At 73.1% G+C, this 26,715-nt stretch carries 22 protein-coding genes; 8 read left to right on the forward strand and 14 right to left on the reverse strand.

Annotated features, from left to right (window positions below):
- Positions 1–154: 154 nt before the first annotated feature.
- Complete coding sequence (locus Q5425_RS16300) at positions 155–3,187, forward strand: glycohydrolase toxin TNT-related protein (RefSeq protein ID WP_308673064.1); 3,033 nt, start codon at positions 155–157, stop codon at positions 3,185–3,187.
- Positions 3,188–3,233: 46 nt separating this feature from the next.
- Here Q5425_RS16300 and Q5425_RS16305 read toward each other — a convergent pair whose 3' ends face one another.
- Both Q5425_RS16305 and Q5425_RS16310 read right to left on the reverse strand, forming a co-directional pair.
- Positions 3,234–3,821, reverse strand: a complete 588-nt coding sequence (locus Q5425_RS16305) for a pentapeptide repeat-containing protein (RefSeq protein ID WP_308673065.1) — start codon at positions 3,819–3,821, stop codon at positions 3,234–3,236.
- 25 nt (positions 3,822–3,846) lie between these two features.
- Positions 3,847–4,314 (reverse strand): VOC family protein, encoded by a 468-nt coding sequence (locus tag Q5425_RS16310; protein WP_308673066.1) that lies wholly within the window; start codon positions 4,312–4,314, stop codon positions 3,847–3,849.
- A gap of 72 nt (positions 4,315–4,386) precedes the next feature.
- On the opposite strand from Q5425_RS16310, the gene Q5425_RS16315 reads away from it, so the two are divergent.
- From Q5425_RS16315 to Q5425_RS16325, 3 genes are read left to right on the forward strand one after another with little or no spacing between them, the layout of a single operon-like run.
- On the forward strand, positions 4,387–5,211 hold the full coding sequence (locus tag Q5425_RS16315; protein WP_308673067.1) for a helix-turn-helix domain-containing protein: 825 nt from the start codon (positions 4,387–4,389) through the stop codon (positions 5,209–5,211).
- Positions 5,177–5,608, forward strand: a complete 432-nt coding sequence (locus Q5425_RS16320; protein WP_308673068.1) for an acyl-CoA thioesterase — start codon at positions 5,177–5,179, stop codon at positions 5,606–5,608. The genes Q5425_RS16315 and Q5425_RS16320 overlap by 35 nt, the downstream gene beginning before the upstream one ends.
- A gap of 31 nt (positions 5,609–5,639) precedes the next feature.
- On the forward strand, positions 5,640–6,368 hold the full coding sequence (locus Q5425_RS16325; protein ID WP_308673069.1) for a methyltransferase domain-containing protein: 729 nt from the start codon (positions 5,640–5,642) through the stop codon (positions 6,366–6,368).
- Here the strand turns inward: Q5425_RS16325 and Q5425_RS16330 are convergent.
- A complete protein-coding gene (locus Q5425_RS16330; protein WP_308673070.1) occupies positions 6,361–9,672 on the reverse strand; it encodes an error-prone DNA polymerase in 3,312 nt (1,103 codons plus the stop codon). The two genes, Q5425_RS16325 and Q5425_RS16330, sit on opposite strands and share 8 nt — an antisense overlap.
- A gap of 88 nt (positions 9,673–9,760) precedes the next feature.
- Between Q5425_RS16330 and Q5425_RS16335 the strand changes: the two genes are divergently transcribed.
- A complete protein-coding gene (locus tag Q5425_RS16335) occupies positions 9,761–10,108 on the forward strand; it encodes a hypothetical protein (RefSeq protein WP_308673071.1) in 348 nt (115 codons plus the stop codon).
- Between the two features lie 13 nt (positions 10,109–10,121).
- On the opposite strand, the gene Q5425_RS16340 is transcribed toward Q5425_RS16335, so the two are convergent.
- Positions 10,122–11,684, reverse strand: coding sequence for a DNA polymerase Y family protein (locus tag Q5425_RS16340; RefSeq protein WP_308673118.1), 1,563 nt, complete (start codon positions 11,682–11,684; stop codon positions 10,122–10,124).
- A 361-nt stretch (positions 11,685–12,045) separates the two neighbouring features.
- Positions 12,046–12,765, reverse strand: coding sequence for a hypothetical protein (locus Q5425_RS16345; protein WP_308673072.1), 720 nt, complete (start codon positions 12,763–12,765; stop codon positions 12,046–12,048).
- 218 nt (positions 12,766–12,983) lie between these two features.
- Between Q5425_RS16345 and Q5425_RS16350 the strand changes: the two genes are divergently transcribed.
- Together Q5425_RS16350 and Q5425_RS16355 are read left to right on the forward strand one after the other, a co-directional pair.
- Positions 12,984–13,472: a GNAT family N-acetyltransferase gene (locus Q5425_RS16350; protein ID WP_308673073.1), complete on the forward strand. Its 489-nt coding sequence runs from the start codon at positions 12,984–12,986 to the stop codon at positions 13,470–13,472.
- Between the two features lie 43 nt (positions 13,473–13,515).
- A complete protein-coding gene (locus Q5425_RS16355; RefSeq protein ID WP_308673119.1) occupies positions 13,516–14,274 on the forward strand; it encodes a hypothetical protein in 759 nt (252 codons plus the stop codon).
- Here Q5425_RS16355 and Q5425_RS16360 read toward each other — a convergent pair.
- The 9 genes from Q5425_RS16360 to Q5425_RS16400 form a co-directional block, all read right to left on the reverse strand.
- Entirely contained in the window at positions 14,271–15,059 is a 789-nt protein-coding gene (locus tag Q5425_RS16360; RefSeq protein ID WP_308673074.1) for a hypothetical protein, read from the reverse strand. The genes Q5425_RS16355 and Q5425_RS16360 overlap by 4 nt on opposite strands.
- A 69-nt stretch (positions 15,060–15,128) precedes the next feature.
- Positions 15,129–16,697 (reverse strand): bifunctional phosphoribosylaminoimidazolecarboxamide formyltransferase/IMP cyclohydrolase, encoded by a 1,569-nt coding sequence (gene purH / locus Q5425_RS16365; protein WP_308673075.1) that lies wholly within the window; start codon positions 16,695–16,697, stop codon positions 15,129–15,131.
- Positions 16,687–17,304 (reverse strand): phosphoribosylglycinamide formyltransferase, encoded by a 618-nt coding sequence (gene purN / locus Q5425_RS16370; protein ID WP_308673076.1) that lies wholly within the window; start codon positions 17,302–17,304, stop codon positions 16,687–16,689. The genes purH and purN overlap by 11 nt, the downstream gene beginning before the upstream one ends.
- A gap of 77 nt (positions 17,305–17,381) precedes the next feature.
- The gene (locus tag Q5425_RS16375; RefSeq protein WP_308673077.1) at positions 17,382–18,875 is read right to left on the reverse strand and encodes a DUF6350 family protein; all 1,494 of its coding nucleotides are present in this window, start codon (positions 18,873–18,875) and stop codon (positions 17,382–17,384) included.
- 136 nt (positions 18,876–19,011) lie between these two features.
- Complete coding sequence (locus Q5425_RS16380; RefSeq protein WP_308673078.1) at positions 19,012–19,794, reverse strand: DUF5336 domain-containing protein; 783 nt, start codon at positions 19,792–19,794, stop codon at positions 19,012–19,014.
- Positions 19,795–20,000: 206 nt separating this feature from the next.
- The gene (gene sucD, locus Q5425_RS16385; protein ID WP_308673079.1) at positions 20,001–20,891 is read right to left on the reverse strand and encodes a succinate--CoA ligase subunit alpha; all 891 of its coding nucleotides are present in this window, start codon (positions 20,889–20,891) and stop codon (positions 20,001–20,003) included.
- Position 20,892: 1 nt separating this feature from the next.
- Positions 20,893–22,062, reverse strand: coding sequence for an ADP-forming succinate--CoA ligase subunit beta (gene sucC / locus Q5425_RS16390; protein WP_308673080.1), 1,170 nt, complete (start codon positions 22,060–22,062; stop codon positions 20,893–20,895).
- 118 nt (positions 22,063–22,180) lie between these two features.
- On the reverse strand, positions 22,181–22,513 hold the full coding sequence (locus tag Q5425_RS16395) for a hypothetical protein (protein WP_308673081.1): 333 nt from the start codon (positions 22,511–22,513) through the stop codon (positions 22,181–22,183).
- A complete protein-coding gene (locus Q5425_RS16400) occupies positions 22,494–24,704 on the reverse strand; it encodes a hypothetical protein (protein WP_308673082.1) in 2,211 nt (736 codons plus the stop codon). Before Q5425_RS16400 ends, Q5425_RS16395 begins: the two co-directional genes overlap by 20 nt.
- A 556-nt stretch (positions 24,705–25,260) precedes the next feature.
- Here Q5425_RS16400 and Q5425_RS16405 point away from each other — a divergent pair.
- The gene (locus Q5425_RS16405) at positions 25,261–25,941 is read left to right on the forward strand and encodes a M23 family metallopeptidase (protein WP_308673083.1); all 681 of its coding nucleotides are present in this window, start codon (positions 25,261–25,263) and stop codon (positions 25,939–25,941) included.
- Positions 25,942–26,715: the final 774 nt, after the last annotated feature.

Consider the following 26,715-nt stretch of genomic DNA (forward strand, 5'->3'; position numbering starts at 1 on the left):
GCCGCTACCCCACACGGTCCATTCGCGACGATGCCCGCGATCAAGCTGTGATCTACCGCACGTCGCATCACCCGAGGTCAGGCACTGTGCCACCGGGTGAGCGAGCGGCAAAACCCACATGCGGGGTGCACTCACGCGCGCGAGCAGTCAAAATGTGCGGGTGGCACAACCGACGACGCAGCTGAACGCGACCGAGCAGGACACCCTGGTCAAGCAGATCGGACTTGCCCTGCTCCGTGCCGCCCCGCGCGACTGGCGCAAGGTCACCGCGGAGTACCGAGCCGTCGGCAGGTACCACGAGCTGACCGGCGAGATCGTGACCGAGGACGGCACGGTGCACGAGTGGCTCGCCACCCACGACATCGCGACCCTGTTCGGCAGGCTCCGCGGCGGCATGTACCGCGACGGCCGCGGAACGTGGTTCAACGCGCGCTACCAGCTCGACCACCCGTCCAGCTACAACCTCGAGTACAACCGCGACGAACCGGTGTGGAACCTCGCGCCGCCGCCGCAGGCCTACTCCGACGAGCTGCGGATGTTCCCGCGCACCGAGGAGAACGTGCCCGAATGGCTGATCCGGCGGATGTCCGGGCTCGGCCCGGAGCAGCCGGGGCCGCACTTCCGGATCGCCCGGATCTTCGACACCGTCGGCCCGGCGGGCCGCCCGGTGATCAACCGCCCCGACCTCGAGGTCGAGGAGCAGGACCGGCTGCTGGAGTACCTCGAGCACGCACCGCTGGTGGTGCCCGAGCGCGGCTACGACATCGACCGGCTGGCCGCGACGCCGGAGGCCACCGTCCCGGTCGCCTTCCACAGCGACGGCCAGTGGATCTGGCCCGCCGCCGTCAACTTCTACCTCCACAAGTACGGCGTTTCACCCGAACCGGACCTGGTCGAGCACGTCCGCGCGGTCGGCTTCGCGCTGCCGCCGGTGGACGAGCCGACGCTGCAGGCCGCCGCCGCGTACCTGACCCGGGGCAACCAGCCGCCGCAGCAGCGCCCGGCCGGGCCGCCGCTCGGCGCACCCCCGCCCGGCGCGCCGCCCCAGGGCCCGCCCCCGCAACAGCCGGTGCCGCCGCAGCAGCAGCAGGCCCCGGCGGGCCCGCCGCCCGCCGCGCCGCCGCAGCACCAGGAGCCGCCCGCCCCGGCGGAGGTGCCGCTCGCGGTGCACGCCCCGGCCGAGCCGGAAGCGCCGGCCGAAGAGCACGAATACGTCGAAGAGGGCTACGACGACCAGGAGTTCGACGACCGCTTCGCCGAAGAGGACAACCAATACGGCGAAGAGGAGTACGCCCACCCCGAGCACGCCGCCGGGACGAACGGCTCGTCGCCGGAACCGGGCCGGGTGCCCGACCTCGAGGAGACCGCGGAGTACGTCCCCGACCAGCCGATCGGCCAGGAGCAGCAGCCGCCGCGGGACGGCGAGCCCTTCCCGCGTCACGACGACGAGCACGCCGCGTTCCAGCCGCCGCGGGAGGACGCCTTCCCGTCCGGCCCGGCCGACGGGCCGGTGTTCGAGCCGGGTCCGGCCCGGCACGAGGAGGACCAGGACGAGCCGTCGCACGCGGCGTTCGAGTCCGGTCCGGCCGGCCGGGACGACGAAGCGGGGCACGCGTTCGACTCCGGTCAGGCGGAGGCGTTCCCGGCCGGCCGGGCGGACGCGGCGTCGCACGCGGCCTTCCAGCCGCGGCCGGACGACGAGCCGTCGCACGCGTTCCAGTCCGGCCTGCCGCCCCGGCCGGAAGAAGCCTTCCCGCCCGGCCAGCCGCCACGCCACGACGACGAACCGGCCCACGCGGCCTTCCAGCCGCCCCGGCACGACGACGAGCCTCCGCAGGCCTTCCAGCCCCCGGGCCAGCCGGCCCGGGCGGCCGACGAGCACGCGTTCCAGCCCCCCGGTCAGCCGGCCCGGCACGACGAGGAGCCGTCGCACGCCTTCCAGCCGCCCGGCCGGCCCGCCGACGAGCACGCTTTCCAGCCGTCCCGGCGGGAGCAGCCGGCGTTCGACCCCGGCCCGCCGACGATGATCACCCAGCCCGAGGTGCCCGGGGTGCTGCCGGTGCCGGAACCTCCGGCCGCCCAGGCGGAGCCGCCGCAGCAGGCGCCCCGGACGGGCCGCCGGGCGCTGCGCCGCGAGACCCCGGACCACCCGGTGCTCGCCGGCCTGCAGGCCAAGCTGGACGAGCTCGACGTGCCCGAAAGCGGCTACAAGCTGGGCGAACCCGCCGAGCACGGGTGGAGCGTCGAGCAGGTCGAGGACGGCTGGCGCGTCGGCTGGTACGACGGCAAGCTCAGCAACCCGGCGGTGTTCGGCGACGCCGAAGACGCGGCCGCGTTCATGCTCGGCAAGCTGCTGCTCAACCCGGAGGGCCACCTGCCCCCCGAAGAGCCGCCCGCGCCGGAACCCGAGCCCGAACCGGAGCCGGCGCCGCAGCGGGTCGTCGCGACGCTGTCGCCGGAGATCGCGACCGGCTCGTACCCGGTCCGCAAGCCCGAGCCGGTGCCCGCGCAGGAACAGACGGCGTTCACCAGCACCGACGAGCTGTTCGGCGACCTCGAGGACGACGAGCCGCCGGCCCCGCCGCGCCGGCCCGCCCCGCCGGCCCCGGTTCCGGCCGGGCCGGGACCGCAGCCGGCGCAGCAGCAGGCCGGTCCGCCGCCCGCGGCCCCCGCGCCGCCCCGGCGCGAACCGCCGTCGGCGCCGACCGTCCTGGCCCCGGTGCCGCAGGGCGTCCTGCCGGTCCCGCCCACGCCCCCGCCCGCGCTGCCGCGCCGGGAGGAGCCGGCCCGCCCGGCCGTCAACGGCGGCGGTGGCGGTGGCGGTGGCCAGCAGCAGTGGCCGATCGGCCCGATGGCCGGCGAGCCGCCGCTGACGCTGTTCCGCGGCAAGGAGCTGCGCGAGCTGCCCGCAGGCAGCGAGCTGGACCGCTTCGGCGGCCCGAACGGCAACCTGACGTACGCGGCGGGCACGCCGTTCGCCGAGCGGTCGCTGGTGCCGGAGTGGGTCAACCGGCCGTACCACGTCTACCGGGTGCAGCGGCCGCTGGAGGCGCTGGCCGGGGTCGCGATCCCGTGGTTCAACCAGCCGGGCGGCGGGTCGGCCTACCTGCTGCCGGCGTCGATCGAGGAGCTGCTGGCCGAGGGCGACCTGATCGAGCTCGATCCGGGCGAACCCCCGATCGACTGAAGTGCTTCGAAGGCCCCGGCAGCGCGCTGCCGGGGCCTTCGTGTGTTCAGCGGATGACGAGACCGTGGGCGGCCGCGAAGGCGATCGCCGTTTCGACGTCCACCTCGGCGCCCCGCAGGTCGGCCTGCACCAGCGCGTTCGCGTCCAGCCGCGCGCCGCGCAAGTCGGCGCCCTCGAGCTTCGCGCCCTGCAGGCGGGCGCCGGTCAGGTCGCTGCCGCGGAGGTCGGCGCCGGTGAGGTCGGCTTCCATCAGGTTGGCTTCCCGCAGCCGCAGGCCCGAAAGCCCCAGCCTGCGCAGCCGCGCCTTCGCCAGCGACGCCAGCGACAGGTCGCACTCGGTGAGCGCGATCCCGCCGAACCCGCTGTCGCTGAACGACGTGCCCAGCAGCGAACACGCCGTCCAGCGGCTTTCGGCGAGCACCGTGCGGTCGAAGGTGCACGAGCGGAACGCCGACGCGTCGTGGCGCGAGCGCGAGAGGTCGGCCCGGGTGAACACGCAGTCGTCGAAGGTGCAGCCGCGGGTCCGCAGGCCGCTCAGGTCCGCCCCGGCGAAGTCGCAGCCGGTGAACCGCCGCTTTTCCCACCACTGCCCCGACAACACCGCTTCGCGGTAGTCCTCCCCGGTCTCCAGCACGGGCCCCAGGGTGCCACACCGGCGATCAGAGCTTCGCACCCTGGACGTAGTTCATCGCCGCGATGTATTCGGGAAGTTGCGCGCGTCGCATCATTTCGGCTTCGTCCAAGTTCTCCAGCCGGGTCTGGATCCACCAGAGGTTGCCGAAGGGGTCGCGGACGCGCCCGACCCGATCGCCGAAGAACAAGACTGTCTGGCGAGTCACCTCGGTCGCGCCCGCTTCGATCGCGCGTCGCTGGGTCACTTCGCTGTCCGGCACGTAGAGCCGCAAGAACGCCGGAGTGGGAGCCCAGTCGCCAGGGGCGTCGAAGGCCATCACCACGGCGTCGCCGATGCGGACTTCGGCGTGCCCGATCTTCCCGTCCTCGCCGACGACCCGGCCGAGCTCCTCGGCGTCGAAGGCTCGCTTCAGGAAGCCGAGCAGGCCGTCGGTGTCGCGGCCGATGATCCACGGGGTGACCGTCGTGTAGCCGTCGGGAACGGGGTTGACCATGTTTCCTCCTCGGTTCGTCCCGGGAACTTAGGACCGAAATAGGTCAGGTTCTGACCGCTGCATACTGGCGGCATGGGAATTCCGCTGCGGCCGGTGGCGGCGGGGTCGGTGTACCGCGAAGTGGCGCCGCCGCCCGCGCTCGCGGACGTGCTCGCCTGCGGCTGGCACGGGCACACCGGCTGGGCGCGGCCGCTGCGCGTGCTCCCGGACGGGTGCGCGGACCTCGTCTGGGACGGCGACGCGCTCACGGTCGTCGTCACCGTCGGAGCGCCCTTGTGGCTGTGGGTCCCGGCGTCCTCGTCGCGGGTCGGCGTGCGGCTGCGGTGCGGCGCCGCGGCCGCCATACTCGGCACGCCGATGCCGGAACTGCCCGCGGGCGAGGTGCGGCTGAGCGAGCTCTGGGGTGCGGATGCCCGGCGGGCCGAAGAGGTCCTGGCGGAGACGGCCGATCCCGATGGCCGGCGCGAAGTTCTCGAACGGCTCGTCGCCCGGCGCAGCGCGGCGCCGGACCGGCGGGTGCTCGCCGCGGTCCACGCGCTCGGCGTGACGGCTCGCGGTGCGGAGGTCGCCGAAGCGGTGGGCGTCAGCGAACGCGCGCTGCGGCGGCACCTCGTCCACGCGGTCGGCGCCGGGCCGCGGCAGCTGCACCGCGTCCGGCGGTTCCAGCGGTTCCTGCGCCGGCTCGATCCGCTGGCCGCGCGGCGGACGTCGCTGGCCGGTGTGGCCGCCGACCTCGGGTACGCCGACCAGTCCCACCTCGGCCGCGAGTGCCGCCGCCTGTCGGGCTCCTCCCCCGCGGCGCTGGTGCGGGTGGCCGAAAAGTTCCAGACGGCGCCCGCGGCCCGGGGCGACGATCACGGGCATGACCTTCCACGTCACCATCCCGGTGCGCTGTGACGACATCGACGCCAACGGCCACGTCCGCGGCCCGGCCTACCTCGCCTACGCCGACCACGCGCGCTGGGCGTGCGTGCAGGCCGCGGGGATCGATCCGGCGGAGCTGACCGCGCGCCGGATCGGCCCGGTCAACCTGGAGACGACCCTGCGGTTCCACCACGAACTGCGGCCGCGCGGCGAAGTCGACGTCAGCTGCGCGTTCCACTGGGGCACCGGCAAGACTTCGCGGGTCACGCAGGAGTTCCGCACGCCGGACGGCACGCTGGTCGCCGAAGTCGCGAGTGTGTCCGGCCTGCTCGACCTCGACCGGCGGCGGTTGCTGCCCGACCCCGGCGCGTACTGGCGGGAGCTGGCCGCGCGTCCGGAACTGCTCGGTCTGGGCCCGAAAACCGGATGAGGCTGCCGGCGTCGATCACTACGGTGACGCCATGCCCGACGAGCACTACGCCGACGCCGGCCTCGCCTCGCTGTACGACGCGATGAACCCGCGGGAGAGCAGCGGCGACTTCGCGTTCTACCTGCCGATGATCATGGCCGCGCAGTCCGTCCTCGACGTCGGGTGCGGCACCGGTTCCCTGCTGCACCGGGCGCGCGAGTCCGGCCACGAAGGACGGCTCGTCGGGCTCGATCCTGCCGAAGGCATGCTCGTCCAGGCGCGCCGCCGGGACGACATCGAGTGGGTGCACGGCGATTTGTCGACCGCCGCCTGGGACGGCGAGTTCGGCTTCGCCGTGATGACCGGCCACGCGTTCCAGGTGCTGCTGACCGACGAGGAACTGCGGACGGCGTTCTCGGCCGTTCGCCGCGCGTTGCGCCCCGGCGGCCGGTTCGGCTTCGAGACGCGCAATCCGGCCGCCCGCGGCTGGGAGCGCTGGACGCCTTCCCACGTCTGGGAAACCGGTGGGGTCCGGTCGTGGAACGACGCCGGGCCGTTCGAGAACGGGTACGTCAGCTTCACGACGACGTACGAGAGCCCGGACTGGGAGGCACCGAAGTACAGCGAGAGCACCCTGCGCTTCCTCGACGTCCCCGCGCTGAACGCGTTCGCCGAAGAAGCCGGGCTGGTCGTCGACGAGCAGTACGGCTACTGGGACCGTTCGCCGGTGACGGACACCAGCCCGGAAATCATCACGATCGTCCGGCGTCCCCTCACCTGAAGTCCCGCGACTTCGCTTTGATGCGCATCGGCAGCGGCTCGACGCGGTGGGCGAGAACGCTGACCACGCCGTCGGCCTTCTCCACCACCCCGCGGATCAGCAGCGCCGGGCTGCTGCGCGCGACCCGGTGGTAGCGCTGCCAGAGGCCGAGCGTGCAGATCACGTTCACCATCCCCGTTTCGTCTTCGATGTTGAGGAAGGTGACCCCGCCCGCGGTCGCGGGGCGCTGCCGGTGCGTGACCGCGCCGCCGATCAGCACGCGCGCGCCGTCCTCGAGGTCCGCCAGGCCGCTCGCCGGGACGACGCCCAGCTCGTCGAGGCGGTCGCGGATGAACTCGGTCGGGTAGCTGCCCGGCGACACCCCGGTCGCCCAGACGTCGGCCGCCGCGACGTCGAGCCCGTCCATCCCGGGCAGCACCGGCGCCTGCGCGCCGACCAGGCCGGGCAGCTTCTCCGGGCGTTCCCCGGCGACCGCGCCCGCGGTCCACAGCGCCTGGCGGCGGTCACCGCCGAAGCCGGCGAACGCCCCGGCCGTGGCCAGCGCCTCGATCTGCGGCGTGGTCAGCCGCACGCGGCGGGCGACGTCGGCCATGTCGGTGTAACCGCCGTTCGCCGTGCGCTCGGCCACGATCTGCTTCGCGACGTCTTCGCCGATCTTCCGCACGGTGCTCAGGCCGGTGCGGACGGCGTGGAGTTCTCCCCCGTCCGGCAACGGTTCCAGCGTCGCGTGCGGCAGGCTGCGGTTGATGTCGGGGCCGTGCACGGTGACGCCGTGGCGCCGCGCGTCGGCGACCAGCGACTGCGGTGAGTAGAACCCCATCGGCTGCGCGCGCAGCAGACCCGCCAGGAACGCGTCCGGGTGGTAGTGCTTGAAGTAGGCACTCGAAAACACCAGGTGCGCGAAGCTCAGCGCGTGGCTCTCCGGGAAGCCGAAGTTCGCGAAGGCCTTCAACTTGAGGAAGATCTTCTGCGCGAGTTCCGCTTCGACGCCGTTCGCGGCGGCGCCGTCGAGGAACCGCTGCCGCAGCCGGTCCATCTTCCGGTCAGATCGTTTCGATCCCATCGCGTGCCGCAGCTGGTCGGCCTCGGCCGCCGTGAAGTTCGCGACGTCCAGCGCGATCTGCATCATCTGCTCCTGGAACAGCGGCACGCCCTTCGTCTTGTGCAGCGCCTTTTCCAGCAACGGGTGGTCGTAGGCCCACTTCTCGCGGCCCTGCTTGCGGCGGATGTACGGGTGCACCGAGCCGCCCTGGATCGGGCCGGGCCGGATCAGCGCGACCTCGACGGCGAGGTCGTAGAACTCGCGGGGCTGCAGCCGCGGCAGCGTCGCCAGCTGGGCGCGGCTCTCCACCTGGAACACGCCGATCGCGTCGGCGCGGCACAGCATGTCGTAGATCTGCTGGTCGGCGAGGTCCAGCTCGGCGAGGTCGATCTTTTTGCCCTTGTATTCGCCGACAAGATCGATCATGTAGTGCAGCGCCGAAAGCATGCCGAGGCCGAGGAGGTCGAACTTGACCAGCCCGGCGGCGGCGCAGTCCTCCTTCTCCCACTGGATCACGCTGCGATCGGCCATCCGCGCCCACTCGACCGGGACGACCTGGCTCACCGGCTCCCGGCACATCACCATCCCGCCGGAGTGGATGCCCAGGTGCCGAGGGAAGTCTTCGAGCGCGAAGGCGAGCTGCACGACCTCGTCCGGGATGTCGTGGTCGTGGTCCTTTTCGGTGCTGTGCAACGAGCCCCAGCGGTCGATCTGCTTGCTCCAGGCGTCCTGCTGACCCGGCGAGTAGCCGAGCGCCCTGGCGGCGTCGCGGACAGCGGACCGGGCGCGGTAGGTGATGACGTTGGCGACCTGGGCGGTTCTCAGGCGGCCGTGTTTCCCGAAGACGTATTGGATGGCCTCTTCGCGGCGGTCGGACTCGATGTCGAGGTCGATGTCGGGGTAGCCGTCCCGGTCCGGGGCGAGGAAGCGTTCGAAGAGCAGCTCGTAGGCGACCGAGTCGACCTTCGTGATGCCGAGCGCGTAGCAGACGGCCGAGTTCGCGGCCGAGCCGCGGCCCTGGCAGAGGATGTCGTTCTCGCGGCAGAACCGCACGATGTCCCAGACGATGAGGAAGTAGCCGGGGAAGCCGAGCTCTTCGATGATCGCGAGCTCGTGCTCGATCTGGGCGTTCGCCTTTTCTTCGTGGGGCTTGCCCTTGAAGCGCTCCTTCGCGCCTTCCTGGGTGAGTTCGCGCAGGTAGGTCGTTTCGGTGTGGCCTTCGGGAACGTCGAAGGGCGGCAGCTCGGGCGCGATCAGCTTCAGCGGGAAGGCACATTCCACGCCCAGCAGGGCGGAGCGGCGGACCGCGCCGGGATAGCGGCGGAACAGGACGTCCATTTCGGCGCCGCTGCGCAGGAACGCCGTCCCGGCGGCCGGCAGCCAGCCCTCGAGTTCGTCGATCCCCCGCCGCGCCCGGATCGCGGCGAGCGCATCGGCCAGCGGCGCGCGCTCGGGCCGGGCGTAGTGCGCGGCGGTGGTGGCGACGGTCGGCAGGCCCAGCTCCCCGGCGAGTTCGGTCAGGAGGTCGTTGTGGGTGCTGTCCAGGGGCTGGCGGTGATCGGTGAGCTCGACGTAGACGTTGTCCCCGCCGAAGCGGTCTTTGAGTTCCCGGAGCTTCTCCGCGGCGGCCGCCGGGCCGTGCGCGACGAGGGCCGAGCGCACCGCGCCCTTGCGGCAGCCCGTCAGCACCACGCACTGCCCGGCGACCTCCTCGGCGACCGCACCGAGGTCGTAGACGGGCCGTCCCTTTTCGGCGTCGTGGTGGATCTGCCCGGCGGTGATGGCGCGGCAGAGGGCCCGGTAGCCCTGGTCGCCGCGCGCGAGCAGCAGGAGGTGCTCGCCTTCCGGATCGGGAACGCCGTTCTGCGGGCCCGGCAGCCCGAAGCTCAGTTCGGTGCCGAAGACGGTGTTGACGCCGAGTTCCCGGGCCGCCTCGGCAAACCGCACGACGCCGTACATGCCGTCGTGATCGGTGAGCGCGATGGCGTCCAGTTCGAGGCGCGCGGCCTCTTCGACGAGTTCTTCGGGGTGGCTGGCCCCGTCGAGGAAGCTGAAGTTGGAGTGGCAGTGCAGCTCGGCGTAGGGAACGCGGACGGTTTCGGCGCCATCGTCGTTGCGGCGAGCGGGGAGGTCTTCCGGCCGCCGGTAGCCGTCGCGGTGCCGGCTCCAGGCGGGACTGTCCCCGTGGTCGCCGGGAGGGAGGCCGCCGGCGAGGGTGCGGGCGAGGTCCTTCCAGCGGACGGGTGGGTTGTTCCAGCCCATCTAGCGGCTCCCGGGCTCGTCTCGCTGGTGTTTTTGGTGTTTTTGGTGTTGTTGCTGTTGTTCCGCTGCTCGGCGGCGGTGCCAGTTCGTGGGGTGGTTCCAGCGGGAGCGGGCCTCGGCTTCGCTCATGGGGCTCGGTTTCGGCGGCTCGGGGTGGCGGCCTGCGTTCGTCGGGTGGTTCCTGCGCGAGCGGGCCTCGGCGTCGCTCATCCGGCAGCCGTTTTCCCGCGACGGTCGCGGGACCGGCAGCGCGATCACCGGGCAAACCCAGTCATCGTCGTCGGCGGGTAGCTCCGGGAGCTGCCCGTGGACCGTCCACCTGCCGGGCGAGGCGGCCTCGTCCGAGGCCGGCTCGGGAATCCCGCGCAGCCACTCGCGCTCCTCCGACGTCGCGCCGGGTTCGGATCGCAGCCAGTTCCGCAGCCGTCGTGCGTAGTTCTCGTCCATGCTCAGTCGTACACTCCCTCGACCGTCCACAGTGGATTTTCCGTGCCCGCGCAGTGCACCAGCACCGCTTCGGGCGGCTCGTCTCCCTCGCCGGTCAGCACCAGCTGCAGCCGCGCGCGCCGCGGCCCCGGCCGCCGCCGGTCGCCCGCCAGGGGCCACGGCCCCGCCCAGCCCACGACTTCCCGGCCCGCGCCGCCCGCGATGGTGAGGCGTCGCGGGGGTGCCGTCACCTGGTCGCGGGCGGTGATCCCGACCGCGCGGCCACCGTCGTCGAAGACCTGTGCCGGCACCGGCCGGTCGAGGACCGTCGCCGGGGACGGGGACGGCAGCCGTCCCGGCCAGGTCGCGTCCGGCGGCGTCGTCCGCTCGCGCGGGTCGCCCCAGGGCACCAGCCGGACCCGTCCCGCGGGGTCGCGGCCGCCGTCGAGCACCGGGGTGAGCACGCCTTCGGGCCCGAGCAGGCCCTGGACCCGCACGAACGCACGGGCCGCACGCTCGTCGTCCTCGCCGGAGCCGCCGTTGCGCCACAGGTCGAGCTGCAGCGACCGGCCTTCGACGACCTCCTCGGGTTCCAGCCGCAGCCGCACCACACCGGACGTCGGACGCTGCCCCGGCGCGGCACGCAGCCAGCCTTCGAACTGCCACCGCACCCGGTCGGCGACGCCGGTGGGCGTCAGCGGTTCCGCGCACCGCCAGGCCCGGCCGAGGTGTTCGCCCTCTTCGGTGACGGCGTAGATGCCGAGCCGGGTGCAGGCGAGTCCGTGCCCGGCGAGGCCCGCGCAAAACCGGGCCGCGAGGCCCTTGGCGAGGAACGCGGCGACGTCGACCCGCTCGACGACCGGGTCGAACTCCTCGGTGAGCGTCAGTTCGGGCGGCGGGCGCCTGCGCAGCGGCGGCCGTTCAGAGCGGCCGCGCGCCAGCCGGTGGGCGAGCACCCCGGCCACCCCGAAGCGGGTGGCGACGTCGCGTTCCGGCAGGGCGGCGAACGCCCCGAGCGTCTTCAACCCGAGCCGGCGCAGCAGGTCGGCCAGCTCCGCGCGGTCGGCACCGGGCTGGTCGAGCTCGGTGATCGGAAGCGGAGCGAGGAATTCCGCCACCCGCCCGGGTTCGACGAACTCCCCGCACCGCGCGGCGAGCATCGCGGCGAAGAGCCCCTCGGCGACACCGACCTGGCACTCGACCCCGGCCGCGGCGGCAACCTCGTCGACGAGCCGCTCGACGAGGACGTGTTCCCCGCCGAAGTACCCCGCGGCACCGGCAACGGGAACGGCCACCAGCCCCGGCCGCACCACCTCGACCCCGACGACGAGCCCTTCGACCGCCCGCGCAACGGGCTCGAACAGCCGAGCATCCCGCCCATCGTCAGCACCGAAGACGGCCAGCTCCGGACAGTTCGACTGCGCCTCCCGCCGTCGCATCCCCCGCCGGACACCACTGCGCCGGGCCACGGCATTGCAGGCCACAACCCGATTGGCGCTGAAAACGCCGACGGGCTCAGCCGAGCCAACCCCACCAACGGCGGCCGCGGCGACGGCGGGCCAGTCCGGGCACCACAGGACCAGCATGCGGGTGGGGGTGCCGGAGGTGGTGCGTTGAGCTGGGACGGTCACGTGACCTCCAGCAGCCGACCGCCGAGACGCCTCGGACGGAGGTGGGGAAGTGGCCGGCTCGCGTGCTTGGAGGGTCGGCTGGCGCAGCCAAGCGGTCGGCTCGCGCGCGTGGCGGGTCGGCTCTCGTAGCCGGAGAGTCGACTCGCGTGCCCAAGCGGCCGGCTGGCGTACCCGGACGGTCGGCTGCCGTGCCCAGGCGGTCGGCTCGCGTACCCGAAGGGTCGGCTCGCGTACCCGAAGGGTCGGCTCGCGGGGGCGGGTCGGCGGTGCCGCGGGCAGCGGAACGGCACAGTCCGGTTAGGACGGAGAGGGAAGCTCATGCCGTGGCCTCGCGGACCCCAGAGCCCACCACCGAGCCCGACACCGGACCGGGCACCGCGCCGGTCACCCGGCCGCCCACATCAGGCAGGTGGAGCTCGGCCGAGACCGGGCGGGCCGCCGCGCCGCGGCCGTGGGCTCGGACTCGGACCCGGCGTGCACGGAGGTGGCCGTAGCCGTTCTCGGGGCCTGTCCAGCCCTCGCGGCGGCATGACAGCTCCACGTCCGCGCCCGGCCATGCTCCGGACGACAACAGCACCGCGCCGCGGTTACGGGCACGGGCCGACAGCCGCCGCGCCACGGCTGCCTGGACCGTCTCCGCGTGGACCGCCACCACGTCCACGCCGTCGAGCAGCGCCGCCGCCACCGCGGGGAGCTCTGGGCCCGGCCGTGGGACCAGTGCCAGCCGGGTGAGGTCCACTCCGTACTCGGCCGCCGCCGCGAGACCCAGTGACGGCATGCCGATCACCGCCGCCCACGCGCCCTGGGCGGTGGCCTCGGCGAGCAGCGCGAGCAGCAGCGACGTCCCCCCGTGGACCGCCACCGTGCTCCCGCGCCGGAGCCCGGCGCCGGGCAGCAGCCCGGCCAGCGCCGGGGCGACCGGGAGCACCCTTCCCGTCGCCCTGGCCCGCTCGGCCTGGGCCGCCACCCGGCTCGCCGTGCTGACCCCGGGCAGGGCCGCCAATCGGGCCACCGACGGCTCCACCACAGCAGTCACCGCACGCACCTCCCCACCACGGACTAGGGCCGGCGGCCGGGCCTCTCCCAAAACACGACCGACGACGCTGGCTCGCCGCGGGGAAGGCGGCGGTTCAACGTCGAACACCTGTTCGACGTAAACCAGTCAACCGCGAACCACCCGAGGTGTCAAGTCACCCGGTAGTGGGGCGCTGTAATGCAGTTGCCCCCACCGAACACGATCACTAGACAGACGGCGTGCAGCTCACCGACGCCCGCCCCGAAGACGGCCCGGAACTGCTGGTCCTGCAGCGCTGCTGCTGGGTCCAGGAGGCCGTCCTCAACGACACCCTCGACATCCCTGCCCTGCACGAAACCCTCGACGACGTGCGCGACTGGATCAAGACCTGGTCGGTGTGGGTGCTGCGGCAGGACCACCGCCTGATCGGCGCCGTGCGCGCCCGCCTCGACGACGACCGCTGGGAGCTCGGCAGGCTGATGGTCGCTCCCGACTTCGCCGGGCGCGGGCTCGGACGGCGGCTGCTCGCCCACGCCGAAGCCCACGCCCCCGCCGAGGCCCGCCGGTTCGCTCTCTTCACCGGGGCGCGCAGTGCCCGCAACATCGCGCTGTACCAGCGGGCCGGCTACCGGCTCACCGATCCGCCCACCACCGAAGGCCACATCCGCGGGGCCGTGTACCTGGAAAGGAACGTCACGCTGCGCAAAAAACCCGGTCCGGCCGCCTGACGCTGCGGCGTCGGCTAGATTGCCCGTGGACCTGGGGGTGACGATGACCGAACCGCGCAGACGGCCGATCCGGTGGATCGCCGGGGCGCTCCTCGCGGCGGGCGCGGTGGTCGCCGTCGTGGTGACCGCCGGCGGCGGGGTGCCCGGCGCGACGGCCGCGGCGCCGCCGCCGACGACCATGGGCGCCGAGTGGCGCTCGTTCCGCGCCGACGTCACCGGGATCCGCCCCGGCTCCGACAACCACAGCCTGTTCGTGCAGGTCGCGCTGCCCGGCAAGGACCCCGGCTGCGTCCGCGAGCCGCGGATCGAGCAGGTCGTGGAGGCGAAGACCGACATCCGCGCCGACGTCGTCTACTCGACGCGACCCGCGGCGGGCGGCTGCCAGGACAAGGTGCCCGCGGAGCTGCGGCTGACGACGTCGGGCCCGATCGCGGACCGGACGGTGATCCTCAACGCCGACACCGGCAACGCCTGGCACAAGCTCGGCGCGGGCTGGGGCCACTGCGACCGCCAGGGCGCCTGCGCCCCGCCCGCCGACCACTGCGACCCGGCGTGGATCGGCGCCGCGGTGTCCGCCGCGGGCGCCGAAAGCCCGGGCACCACGCGCGCCTGCGACCCGGGCTGGCTGGTCCTCGACCTCCTGGTGCGCCAGACCGAGCCGCCGTCCCGCACCGCCTTCCGCTGGGGCGGCACGGGGTGGACGTCGTTCGCGCAGACCCGGTCCGCCGGGTGCGCGGAGATAACGGCGGCCGAGCCGAAGTTCCCGGTCGCGCTCTGCAAGGCGCTGCCCGCGCCCGCCTAGCGCGGCAGCTTGTTGACGATTTCCGCGCCGACCGCCTGCACGGCGGCGTCGGTCTCCTCCTGAGGCATCGGCGAGTTCGAGAAGAACCCCTTGTCCCAGCCGGACACCTCGAGGATGACGACGGTCGTGCCCTTGAGGACGTGCAGCTCGGACCCGCTGAACGCGCTGTCGGTGGCCAGCCGGACCAGCACCGCCTTGTCGCCGATGCCGCGCACGTCCGTCGGCGGGATCGGCGGCGCCTTCGGCGTGAACAGGTCGTTCGCCTGCTCGCGCGCGCTCTCCCCGGAGTACCGCGTGATCTGGACGTGCATGGTGGCGTCGCGGACGTTCTCGTCCGGTCCCGGCTTCCAGCTGCAGCCCTGCTGCTTGATGCCGGGCAGGTCCTGGGTGCCCTGGCCGCCCAGGACGAAGCTCGGGAACCCCGCCCGCTCCAGCACCGGCGCCGGGACCTGGCACTCGGCGGGCACCGGCGACGACGACGGCGCCGCGCCGGTGCTCGCGAAGTAGTCGGACGCGAAGATGCCCAGCGGGATGCCCGCGCCGAGCAGCACGACCACGCCGCCGACGATGCCGAGGATCAGCCCGGTCCGCTTCTTCTTCGGCGGCGGCACCGGCGCGCCGTACCCGGCGGGCGGGTACCCGGGCGCCGGGTACCCGGGCTGCTGGGGATACCCGGGCTGCTGCGGGTAGCCCGGATAGCCCTGCTGCGGCGGGTACCCGGGCTGCTGGTGGCCCGGGTACCCCTGTTGGCCTTGGCCGTAGCCGTACTGCGGCGGTTGCTGCATCGAGCCCTCCCTCTCGAAGCGCGGGTCAGTGACATCCGGGGTTCCGCCACCCGGAGCCCCCGAAAGCGGTCAGTGCGCGAAGTGGCGCGTCCCCGTCAGGTACATGGTGACCCCCGCCTTCTCCGCGGCCGCGATGACCTCGGCGTCGCGGACCGAGCCGCCGGGCTGCACGATCGCGCGCACACCGGCCTCGACCAGCACTTCCAGGCCGTCCGGGAACGGGAAGAACGCGTCGGACGCGCCGACCGAGCCCTTGGCCCGGTCGCCCGCACGCGCCACCGCGAGCCGCGACGAGTCGACCCGGTTGACCTGGCCCATGCCGACACCGACGGTCGCGCCGTCGGCGGCGAGCAGGATGGCGTTGGACTTGACCGCGCGCAGCGAGCGCCACGCGAATTCGAGGTCGCGCAGGGTCTGCTCGTCGGCCGCGGCACCGGTGGCGAGCTGCCAGTTCGCCGGGTCGTCCCCGGCGGCGTCGATCGTGTCGGCCGTCTGCAGCAGGACGCCGCCGGAGATCGGGCGGAACTCGATCGGTGACGCCGGGGCCGCCGGCAGCTTCAGCAGCCGGATGTTCTTCTTGCGCTGCAGGATTTCCAGGGCTTCGGCGTCGAAGTCCGGGGCCAGCACGACCTCGGTGAAGACCTCGCCGATCTGCTCGGCGGCCTCGCGGCTGACCGGCCGGTTCGTCGCGATGACGCCGCCGTAGGCCGAAACCGGGTCGCACGCGTGGGCCTTGCGGTGGGCTTCGGCGATGTCCGCGCCGATCGCGATGCCGCACGGGTTGGCGTGCTTGATGATCGCGACGGCGGGCTCGGCGAAGTCGAACGCGGCGCGGCGCGCGGCGTCGGTGTCGACGTAGTTGTTGTACGACATGGCCTTGCCGTGCAGCTGCTCGGCGTGCGCCAGCCCGGGCCGGTCGCTCTTGTACAGCGCGGCCTTCTGGTGCGGGTTCTCGCCGTAGCGCAGGACGTCGGCGCGTTCCCAGGTGGCGCCGAGGAAGTCCGGGAAACCGGCGTTGGCAGCGTCCTCGTCGGGGGCGTACGCGCTGGCGAACCACGAAGCGACAGCCGTGTCGTACGCCGCCGTGTGCGCGTACGCCTGGGCGGCGAGGCGCTTGCGGTCTTCGAGGTCGAAGCCGCCGTCGGCGACGCGCTCGAGCACCCAGCCGTAGCGGGCCGGGTCGACGACGACCGCGACGCTGCCGTGGTTCTTCGCCGCCGCGCGGACCATCGCCGGGCCGCCGATGTCGATGTTCTCGACGCAGTCCTCGGGGCTCGCGCCGGACGCGACGGTCTGCGCGAACGGGTACAGGTTCACGACCAGCAGGTCGAACGCGGCGATCTCCAGCTTCCGCAGCTGCTCGACGTGGTCGGGGTTGCCCTGGTCGGCCAGCAGCCCGGCGTGCACGTTCGGGTGCAACGTCTTCACCCGGCCGTCCAGCGACTCGGGGAACCCGGTGACCTGCTCGACCGGCGTGACCGGGACACCGGCGTCGGCGATGGCCTTCGCCGTGCCGCCGGTGGAGACGATCTCGACGCCGGCCGCGTGCAGGCCGGTCGCGAGGTCCAGGAGGCCCGCCTTGTCCGAGACGCCGATCAGCGCCCGGCGGACCGGGCGCCGTCCCAGGTCAGTGCTCACGAAATGTCACCTTTCGTCCGTCCACGGTGCAGCCACCGCGGCCGAGTCGCTCGATCGTTTCCACCAGCAGCCTGCGTTCGACGGCCTTGATCCGTTCGTGCAGGACGTCTTCGTCGTCGTCGCTCTCCACGACGACCGCCTCCTGGGCGATGATCGGCCCGGTGTCGACCCCGGCGTCCGCGAAGTGCACGGTCGAGCCGGTGACCTTGACGCCGGCGTCGAGGGCGTCGCGGACCGCGTGCATCCCGGGGAACGACGGGAGCAGCGCGGGGTGCGTGTTGATCACCGTGAAGCGGCCGAGGAACTCGCTCCCGAGGATCTTCATGAACCCGGCGGAGACGACCAGGTCGGGCCGGTAGGCCGCGACGGCCTCGGCCAGCGCCTTGTCCCACGCGGCGCGATCGGGGTGGTCGGCGACGCGGACGGTGAACGACGGGATGCTCAGGCGCTCGGCGCGGGTGAGGGCCTCGATGCCGGTGCGGTCGGCGCCGACGGCGACGACCTTGGCCGGGAAGCCGGACCGCCCGGTGGCGTCCAGCACCGCCTGCAGGAGGGTGCCGGAGCCCGACGCGAGCACGACGAGCTTCACCGGGGTGGGCAGGTCCAACCGTTGAGACAGAGCGGGCTCCTTGCCGCGGGCGGTGCGCAGCCGGGCGCACGGCGCTTCACCAGGACGCGTCAACCCTAACGGTCGCCCTCGCCCGGCTCGACGTCGCCGCAGGTCTCGGTGCCTCCGGTCACAGCGCCGCCGGGTCCGGCGGAGCTTTCACGTGAAAGCTCCGGATCCCCGGAGGCGGAGCTTTCACGTGAAAGCTCGGGATCGGCCAGGCCGAGTTCGGCGTCGGCTTCGGCTTCGAACTCCGCGTCCTCTTCGGACGCTCTGGCCGCTTCTGCCGCTTCGAGTTCCTCGACGGCTTCGGATGCTTCTTCGGCGTCGACCTCGTCGGCGTCCTGGAAGGCTTCGTTGTCCTCGAGCGCTTCCGGCGGCGGGGCGGGCGGCTCGTGCTCGCCCGCGAAGAACGCGACGAACGAGCCCGGGATGACGATCCAGCAGAAGGCGACGACCGAAGCGACGCCGACCGGAACGCTCACCGGGTCGAACGGGCCGTCGCCGAGGCGGCCGCCCGCCAGCGTGCCCAGCACGACGCAGCCCAGCGCGACGACGGCACCGGCCACCGCGACGGCGCGGATGCGCTGCGCCGGCTCGGCGTCGACCCGGCGCAGCGACCAGCCGGTCAGCGCGCCGGCCGCCGCGGGCAGCACCAGCAGCGCCGGCCACCACGCCGCGTGGTGCCCCGGCAGGCCGCCGAGCAGCGGGACGGCGGGCACGTCGCCGCCGTGGTAGCCGAACATGCCGGCGGTGAGCGGGCCGATCGAGAAGCCGGGACCGGTGACGAAGGAGAGCGCGGCCGTCACGGCGTTCGGCAGGTACAGCAGCGAAAGCAGGAAGAGCCCGAAGCTCGTGCCGAAGCCGGGCTCGTAGGTGTCGGCCACCGCCGCCCACGACAGCCCGGTCGCGACCGTGAACACGGCGGCACCGCAGGCCACCAGCACCGCCAGGGCCATCGCCCCGGCCCGCAACCCGCGCAGCGCGAGCGGGTCGAGGCGCTCGGCGACGAGGTCCGGCAGCCCGCACGACCGGGTGATGCCCGCGCACGAGGCCGCCGCGGCGAGCAAGCCGGGCACGACAAAGGCGGCCACCGGGTTCGCCGTCACCGAGCCCTGGGCGCAGAGCGCGACGACGAGCCCGGACACGGCGTGTGCGCCGGTGATCGTGACGAGCACCGGCCGGGCTTCGCGGAACGAGCGGCAGCCGAGGCGGCGGGCGGCGCCGGACGCCGTCCGCGCGGCCAGCGCGACGACACCCAGCGTCGGCAGCAGCGGCAGCACCCCGAGTGGGTGACCGCCGAGGCCGAGGCGCACCTGGTGCGCGGCGAGCCAGCCGGGCCCGGCGGCCAGCAAGACCCCGGTGCCGGAGAAGGCGGTGCGGCCGGCGGTGAGGGCGACCACGGCCAGCACGGTCGCGACGGCGGCGTAGCCGGTGACCAGCGGGCCGAGGGCAGCGGCGAACAGCACGCGCACCCGGGCCGGCCCCGCGAGGGCGGCCTCGGGCCGGGGGTCGCCCACTGCTTCACCCGGCGGGTGGGGGTCGTCGGTGAGCAGCTCCATGATCCGCACCCTGGCATCCGGGCTGCTCCGTACGGGTGAGCCACGCCGCCGCCGGACAGCGTGGCTCACCCGGACGGGGCACCCCGAACACAAAACACCCGCTGTGACACCGAGCGTCACAGCGGGTGTTCGGTTTCGGGCTGCGTCAGTTCGACTTGCCGAACCCACCGGGCGGCGTGCCCGGGTTCTCCGGCGGCGGCTGCTGGAAGAACTGGCCCTGCTGCGGGGCGTACGTCGTGGCCTGCTGCCCCGGCGGCGGCGTGGTCGACGGCGGGTTCGGCGAACCGTACTGGCCCGGCTGCGAGAACGGCGCGTCACCGCCGGGCGCGACCGGCCCCGGCCCGTGGCCCTGCTGGCCGAACTGCTGGCCGGGCTGGCCGTACTGCTGCTGTCCCGGCTGACCGGCCTGCCCCTGCTGCCCGTACTGGCTGCCGTAGGACGGCGCGGCCGGCTTCGGCGACGGCGGCTTGATGACGTCGTGCGCGATCAGCAGCGCGCCGACCGCGACGAGCATCTGCAGGATGCCCAGGATCAGGATGACGGTGACGATGCCGGGCGACGTCTGCATCCCGACCAGCGCGTCCAGCACCTCGAGCGCGCCGAGGACGCTCAGCAGCGCGGCGAACGGCAGCGTCTTCGGGCCCTTCGGCAGCGCGTGCAGCGCGGCGAGGAGGCCACCGGCCAGCAGGAGCGTCCCGCCGAGGCCGACTTCGCCGTTGTCGGAGAAGCCGAGGAAGTACTGCACGAGGCCGAGGCCGGCGACGACCAGGGCGAGCAGCAGCGGCAGGTTCTGCGCCAGGCCCGCCGCACCGGACGGCGCCTGGTGCGAGTGCGGCTGCTGCGCCGGGAAGGCACTGGACGGCGGTCCGGGGGGCTGCTGGCCGCCACCCTGCTGGGGGTAGCCGGGCCCACCGCTGGGGAAGGTCATCGGATGCACTCCTGTCGGTTCGACCGGCACTCCGGGCGCGCGGGCGCCCGGGAGAAGACGAGGCGGCTTGTGTGCGCAGAACGCTAGCGCACTCGAAGGCCACCAGCCCACCAGACGCATGAATAGCCCGCGCGGTTTCGTGCCGGACGAGGAAAGGCCGGGCACCGTGTGCGGTGCCCGGCCCCACCAGGAGTTACTTCCCGGCCTCAGCCGAGGTTGTTGTACAGCTCACGTGCCAGGACGGCGGTCTCGCTCGGGGTCTTGCCGACCTTGACGCCGGCGGCCTCGAGGGCCTCCTTCTTCGCGGCGGCCGTGCCGGAGGAGCCGGAGACGATGGCGCCCGCGTGGCCCATGGTCTTGCCCTCGGGCGCGGTGAAGCCCGCGACGTAACCGACGACCGGCTTCGTCACGTTCTCCTTGATGTACGCCGCGGCGCGCTCTTCGGCGTCGCCGCCGATCTCGCCGATCATCACGATGACCTTGGTCTCGGGGTCCGCCTCGAACGCCTCGAGGGCGTCGATGTGCGTGGTGCCGATGATCGGGTCACCGCCGATGCCGACCGCGGTGGAGAAACCGATGTCCCGCAGCTCGTACATCATCTGGTAGGTCAGCGTGCCGGACTTCGACACGAGGCCGATGTTGCCGGGGCCGGTGATGTCGGCCGGGATGATGCCGGCGTTCGACTTGCCGGGGCTGATCACGCCGGGGCAGTTCGGCCCGATGATCCGGGTCGTGCCGCCCTTCGCGACGGCGTGGGCCCAGAAGTAGGCCGAGTCGTGCACCGGGATGCCCTCGGTGATCACCACGGCGAGCGGGATCTCGGCGTCGATCGCCTCGATGACCGCGTCCTTGGCGAACTTCGGCGGCACGAAGATGACCGACACGTCCGCGCCGGTCTCCTTGATCGCCTCTTCGACGGTGCCGAAGACCTTGAGGTCCTTGCCCTCGATGGTGACGGTCTGGCCGGCCTTGCGGGCGTTGACGCCGCCCACGATGTTCGTGCCGGACTTCAGCATCTTGGTCGCGTGCTTCATGCCCTCGGAGCCGGTGAGCCCCTGGACGATGACCTTGCTGTTCTCGTTCAGGAAGATCGACATCTCACGCACCTGCCGCGGCGAGCTCGGCAGCCTTGTCGGCCGCGTTGTCCATTGTGTCCACCACGGTGACCAGCGGGTGGTTCGCGTCCGCGAGGATCTGGCGACCCTCGACGACGTTGTTGCCGTCCAGGCGGACGACCAGCGGCTTGGCGGCCTCGTCACCCAGGATCTTCAGGGCCTCGACGATGCCGTTCGCCACCGCGTCGCAGGCGGTGATGCCGCCGAAGACGTTGACGAAGACGCTCTTCACGTCGGGGTCGTTCAGGATGACGTCCAGCCCGGCCGCCATGACCTCGGCCGACGCGCCGCCGCCGATGTCGAGGAAGTTCGCCGGCTTCACGCCGCCGTGCTTCTCGCCCGCGTACGCCACGACGTCCAAAGTGGACATCACGAGGCCCGCGCCGTTGCCGATGATGCCGACCTGGCCGTCGAGCTTGACGTAGTTGAGGTTCTTGGCCTTGGCCTTCGCCTCGAGCGGGTTCTCCGCTTCCTTGTCCACCAGGGCCTCGTGGCCCGGCTGGCGGAAGTCCGCGTTCTCGTCGAGGGTGACCTTGCCGTCGAGGGCGATGATCTTGTCCTGCGGGTCGCGGACCAGCGGGTTGACCTCGACCAGGGTGGCGTCCTCGGAGACGAAGGTCTCCCAGAGCTTCACCACGACGTCGGCGGCCTCGTCGATGATGTCGGCCGGGAAGTTGCCGGCCTTCAGGATCTCGAGCGCCTTCGCCTTGTCCACACCGGCGATCGCGTCGACCGGGATCTTCGCGAGCGCTTCCGGGCGCTCGACCGCGAGCTGCTCGATCTCCACGCCGCCCTCGGAGGACGCCATCGCCAGGAACGTGCGGTTCGCGCGGTCCAGCAAGAAGGAGAAGTAGTACTCGGACGCGATGTCCGAGGCTTCGGCCACGAGCACGCGACGCGTGATGTGGCCCTTGATGTCGAGGCCGAGGATGGCTTCCGCCTTCTCCTTCGCCTCGTCGGGCGTCTGGGCCAGCTTGACGCCGCCCGCCTTGCCACGGCCGCCGACCTTCACCTGCGCCTTGACGACGACCTGGTTACCGATCTGCTCCGCGGCGGCCTTGGCTTCTTCGGGGGTGCTAGCCACGGCACCCGGCAGAACCGGTACTCCGTGGGCGGCGAAGAGATCCCTCGCCTGGTACTCGTAGAGGTCCACTACTCCAGTCTCCTGACGACACGCCACTGCAGGTGGTCCGCGACCGGACCGCGCTGTCGGACCAGTCGAGGTTAGCGACCTGCGCAGACGCAGGGGACTCCGCACCTGGTGAAGTCGGTCACCGTGTGCGGTCAGACGGTGCTTCAGCGGTGTGAGACCGCCCACCGGCGAGCTGTTTCACCACTTCGCCGGCGGTCTCGGCCGTGAACACGCGGACGTCGCCGAGTGCGTCTTCGAGGTCTTCCGGCGGTGCGGCGCCGAGCACGCCGATCGCGTCCGGGTCTTCCTGTTCGGCCGTGCGGAGGATCTGCTCGACGGTGTCCACGGGGCCGGCGTGGACGACCTCCACGCCGTCGTCGCGCAGGACGCGGCCCAGCGCGACGGCGGCCGGGTCGGGGCGGGTGAACTCGACGAGGAGCACCCGCGGCCGGTCACGGCGCACGGCGTCCACCGGCGACGGCCACGGCGGCGGCGATCAGCAACGCGGCCGTGGCGGCGAGCGCGACCCAGAACCCGGCGGCCGGGCTCGCACCGCCGAGGGTGCCCCCGACGAGCGGCAGTTCCAGGGCGTGCAGCGCGGTGAGCAGGGCGGCGCCGGCGAGCAGAGCGGCCGCCGGTTTCGGCCGCGACCGCGTGGCGAGGGCGGCCGCGCCGGCGACGACCGCGGCGGCGGTCAGCAGCCCCCACGACGGGGTGTCGAGGTGGGACCAGAGGCCGGGGGCGACGTAGCCGGGAACGGCGAAGACGGGCAGCCCGAACGCGGCGACGGCCAGCACCGCACCGGCGGCGACGGGGGTGAGCAGGCTGCTTCGGGTGGTGTCCTCCCCGGCGTCCTCGCGTTCGACGACACCGGTGCCGACGGCGGCGAGGGAGGTGAGGGCGGCGAGCACGAGCGCGGCGACCGTCCAGGCGGCGCCGGCCCCGAGGTCGTAGGTGAAGACGGGGGCGGCCGAGCCCCCGAACCCGGCGAGGTTGCCGGCCTGGGTGGCGGTCAGCGCGGTGTTGAGGACGGCGGTGCCGGCCAGGACGATCCCGGCCCAGGCGACCCCGAGCACCGGCCGCGCGACGGCGGCGGTCTTGGGGACGAGCACCCCGGCGGCGGGAACGGCGAGCACAAGCGCGGCGACGAGGAGGAACCACCGGGCGGGACTTTCGGCGGCGGCGCTGACCGGCGTGGTGGCGCCGGGGTTCAGCGCGGTGACGGCGACCTGCGGGGCGAAGGCACCGATGAGCGCGGCGAGCGCGGTGGCCAGGCCGAGCAGGCCGGTGCCGAGGCGCCACCAGAAGAGACCGGGCAGTTTCGCGGTGCCGGCGAGGTCCGTTTCGGGGTTCCCGGTGCTTCCGGTGCTCCCGGTGCTTTCGGTGAGCCGGGTGCCGGCGAGTCCGGCGACGATCGCCGTCGCGACGAGCGCGAGCACGGGTCCCCAGGTGACGTGCAGGTCGTCCCGGAGGAGCCCGGCGAGAACGGGCGGCGCGGCCACCCCGAAGGCGGCGGCGGCCAGCCCGCCGAGCGCCCCGCGGGCCACGTGCTCGGCCGGAGCGGCGAGCGCGACCACGGCGGCCAGCGGCAGGGCGGCGGCGATCAGGAGGTAACCGCCGAGGGCGGGCCAAGGTCCTTCGAAGGCGGCCCGGGCGAGCAGGAAACCGTTGCCGGAGTGGACGGGAGCGGTCAGCAGCCCGGCCCCGGCGACGACGGCGAGCAGCGGAACGAGCAGCCGCCAGCGCCGTCGTTCGGGTTCTTCGTGGCTGCGGAGGGCCCGCCAGGCCACCAGCCCGGCGGCGGCGGTCAGGACGTGCCCGGAGAGCAGAAGCCAGAACCCGGCCCCGACGGCGGAGGAGCCGAGGAACCGATCGGGCAGGTACAGCTCTGGCCGGATGGTGAGCGGTCCGTTGACGGCGAACTGGAGGTCGAGGACCAGCCGCCCGGGCGCGAGGGCGGCCAGGCCGAGGAGGAGGCCACCGCCGAGCCCGGGTTTCCCGGCCCCGGCGAACCAGACGGCGGCGACGACGGGAGCGAGGGCGAGAAGGGCGAGCCACGGCCAGCTGGTGAAGCCGGGGCCGGCGGAGGGAGAGACGGGAACGACGGCGGCGGCGGTGAGCGCGGCGGCACCGAGGGTGGCGAGGGTGAGGGCAAGTTTGAGGGGACTGGAGGCGCGGGTTTCGGTGTCGTCAGCCCAGGGTGAGGTGAAGTCTTGCGCGCTGGAACCGCCCGCTGGGGGGACGGGATTTCGCGGCCTGCTGGAGGCGCTGCCGGCAACGGGGTCGGTTCGCGACCGCTCGCCGGGTGTCGCCGGCGTGGACTTGCCGGGACCGCCCGCGGAGTCTGGCGCACCGCCGGACCTGCCGGTGGGCGCCTCGGACCGCGACCGCTCGCCCGCACTGCCCGCTGAGGCGGCCGCGGAATCTTGCGCGCTGCCGGACCTGCCGGTGGGGGCCTCGGACCGCGAAGACTCGCTGGGTACCTGCGCGGCTCCGCCCGTGTCCGAGGGGCCCGGCTCGGGCTCGGGGGCACCTGCCGTGGAGGGCGCCGACGCCTGCCGTGCGCCGATGGGACCTGAGGCCGGTCCGCTCGGGCCTCGCGCCGGGGGTTCTTGGCGGGGGCCGGGGGTGCTTCCGGTGGGGGGCTCTGCGCGTGGGGGCATATTGCCCGCGACGCTAGCAAGTTCGCGTCGCCGGAGAACCGTCGGCGGGCGCGAGTCGTCGAACGCGCTTCAACCTCGCGCCGCAAACCGTTATTCCCGGGCCGCCGGGGCTCCGTAAGCCCCTCCGGCGGGCGCAATGGGTCTTCACCAACTCCACTCCATGTAAGGCAAGTCACACCGGACGCCGTAAACCCCCTCTAACTTTGGGTGATTTCCACAGGTGAGCGTGCTGCCGACTCCACCCGAACGGCCGACAGCGGGGGCACGCCTTGCCGACAGCGGTACCCCTTCGTTACTGTCCCGAGGTCCCCATTACAGTCAGGTCACGAAGTAGGACGCCGAGCAAACCACCCCCGAGGTTGGCTCACCGGGTTCCCCCGCCCGCAGTCCTCGACCCGGCTCCCCGACGATGGAAGGCCCTGTCTTGGCTTCACACCGCTCCCCCGGCGGCCAAGCTCCTTCCCCGGCATTGAAGGACGCACTGGAAGGTGCGGTCGTTCGTGTCCGGGGTGCGCACCGCATTGCCCCGCCCTCTTCGGCCCTTCGCGGCCGTGTCGTGGTTGCCGCCGTTGCGGCTGGTGCGTTCGCCGCCGCTGCTGCGGGCTCGACCCTCAAGACGATCACCGATTCGGACACCGCCGTCACCCCCCTGGCCAACAGCCAGGACGCCAGCGCTTCGCTGACCGCTGGAGGTGCGGGCTCCGGGGGTGCCCCGGAACTCCTGCCGACCGGCCACGCTGTCGACGCCTCCGCCGAGGCCGCCAAGCTCGCTGACAGCGCCTCCGTCACGCAGGCCCGCGAGCAGCGTGAAGCCGACGCCGCCAAGAAGGCCGCCGAAGAAGCCGCTCGCCCCAAGACCTGCCTGCCCGCGCACGGCAGCTTCACCTCGGGCTTCGGTGCCCGGTGGGGCACGAGCCACCTCGGTATCGACATCGCCAACTCGATCGGTACCCCGATCTACGCCGCCTCCGACGGCACCGTGATCGAGGCCGGCCCCGCCAGCGGTTTCGGCCTCTGGGTCCGGATCCAGCTCGACGACGGCACCGTCCAGGTCTACGGCCACATGAACAGCTTCAACGTCAAGGCCGGCCAGAAGGTCAAGTGCGGCCAGCAGATCGCCGAGATCGGCAACCGCGGCCAGAGCACCGGCCCGCACCTGCACTTCGAGGTGTGGCAGAACGGCACCAAGAAGATCGACCCCCGGCCCTGGCTGGCCGCGCGCGGCGTCGTCATCTGATCCGCCCGTTCCCCCGCCGGCAGGCAGCAGCGCGCACGACAGCGGAAGCCCGGCCGTAGAGCGAACACCCGCTCCGGCCGGGACACCGCGGACAGCCGCATCGAGCGCAGTGCGCTGAAAGCACGCACCCCGCCGAGCCGCTCGTGTGCTGAAGCCGTTCACAAGATCAAGGGTCGCCGCTGCGGGCCGACCGCAAACAACCGGATCGGGTGAGGCTTCCGGCGCGGGCCGCCGGGCCTCGACCGGTTCCGGCCAGAGATCCGGCAAGACCAGGCAAGAAGCCGCCGGAAGCGCGTCAGACCACCACGAACTCCCGCGGGCGCCCGGAGTCTCGCAAGACGCGATCCAGGCCGCCCACAAGCGTCTCAGCGCCCGAAACCGCCTACCGCTGCCCGCCCGGCAGGCGCCGGATGAAGTACGCCACCGCGACCTGCCACACCGTGCACAGCTCCGCCGGTCGCCGCACCGGCAGCCAGCCCCAGGGCGCAGCTCCCCCTGCGCCCCCCGCGGAGCGGACACGCCCGGCACTCCGGGCCCTGGTCGTCCAGCGGCGTCCCCGGCCGCAGGTGACACAACGCCCGTCCGCGCCGAGCTCGTGCTGCTTGAGCAGCGCTCGCCAGGCGGCGGCCAGCCGGCACGCCTCCGCTCCCGCACGCGAAGGAATTCCCGAAGTCCCCGCAGGCTCCCGACCCCGATCCGGAACCGTCGTCCCCAGGACTCCTCGCAGGTATTTTTGTACCCCTTCGGCCAGCAGCCCAAACAGCACCGCGTCCA

Origin of the sequence: Amycolatopsis sp. A133, from assembly GCF_031082405.1 — a bacterium.
In the GTDB taxonomy this organism is placed as follows: Bacteria; Actinomycetota; Actinomycetes; order Mycobacteriales; family Pseudonocardiaceae; genus Amycolatopsis.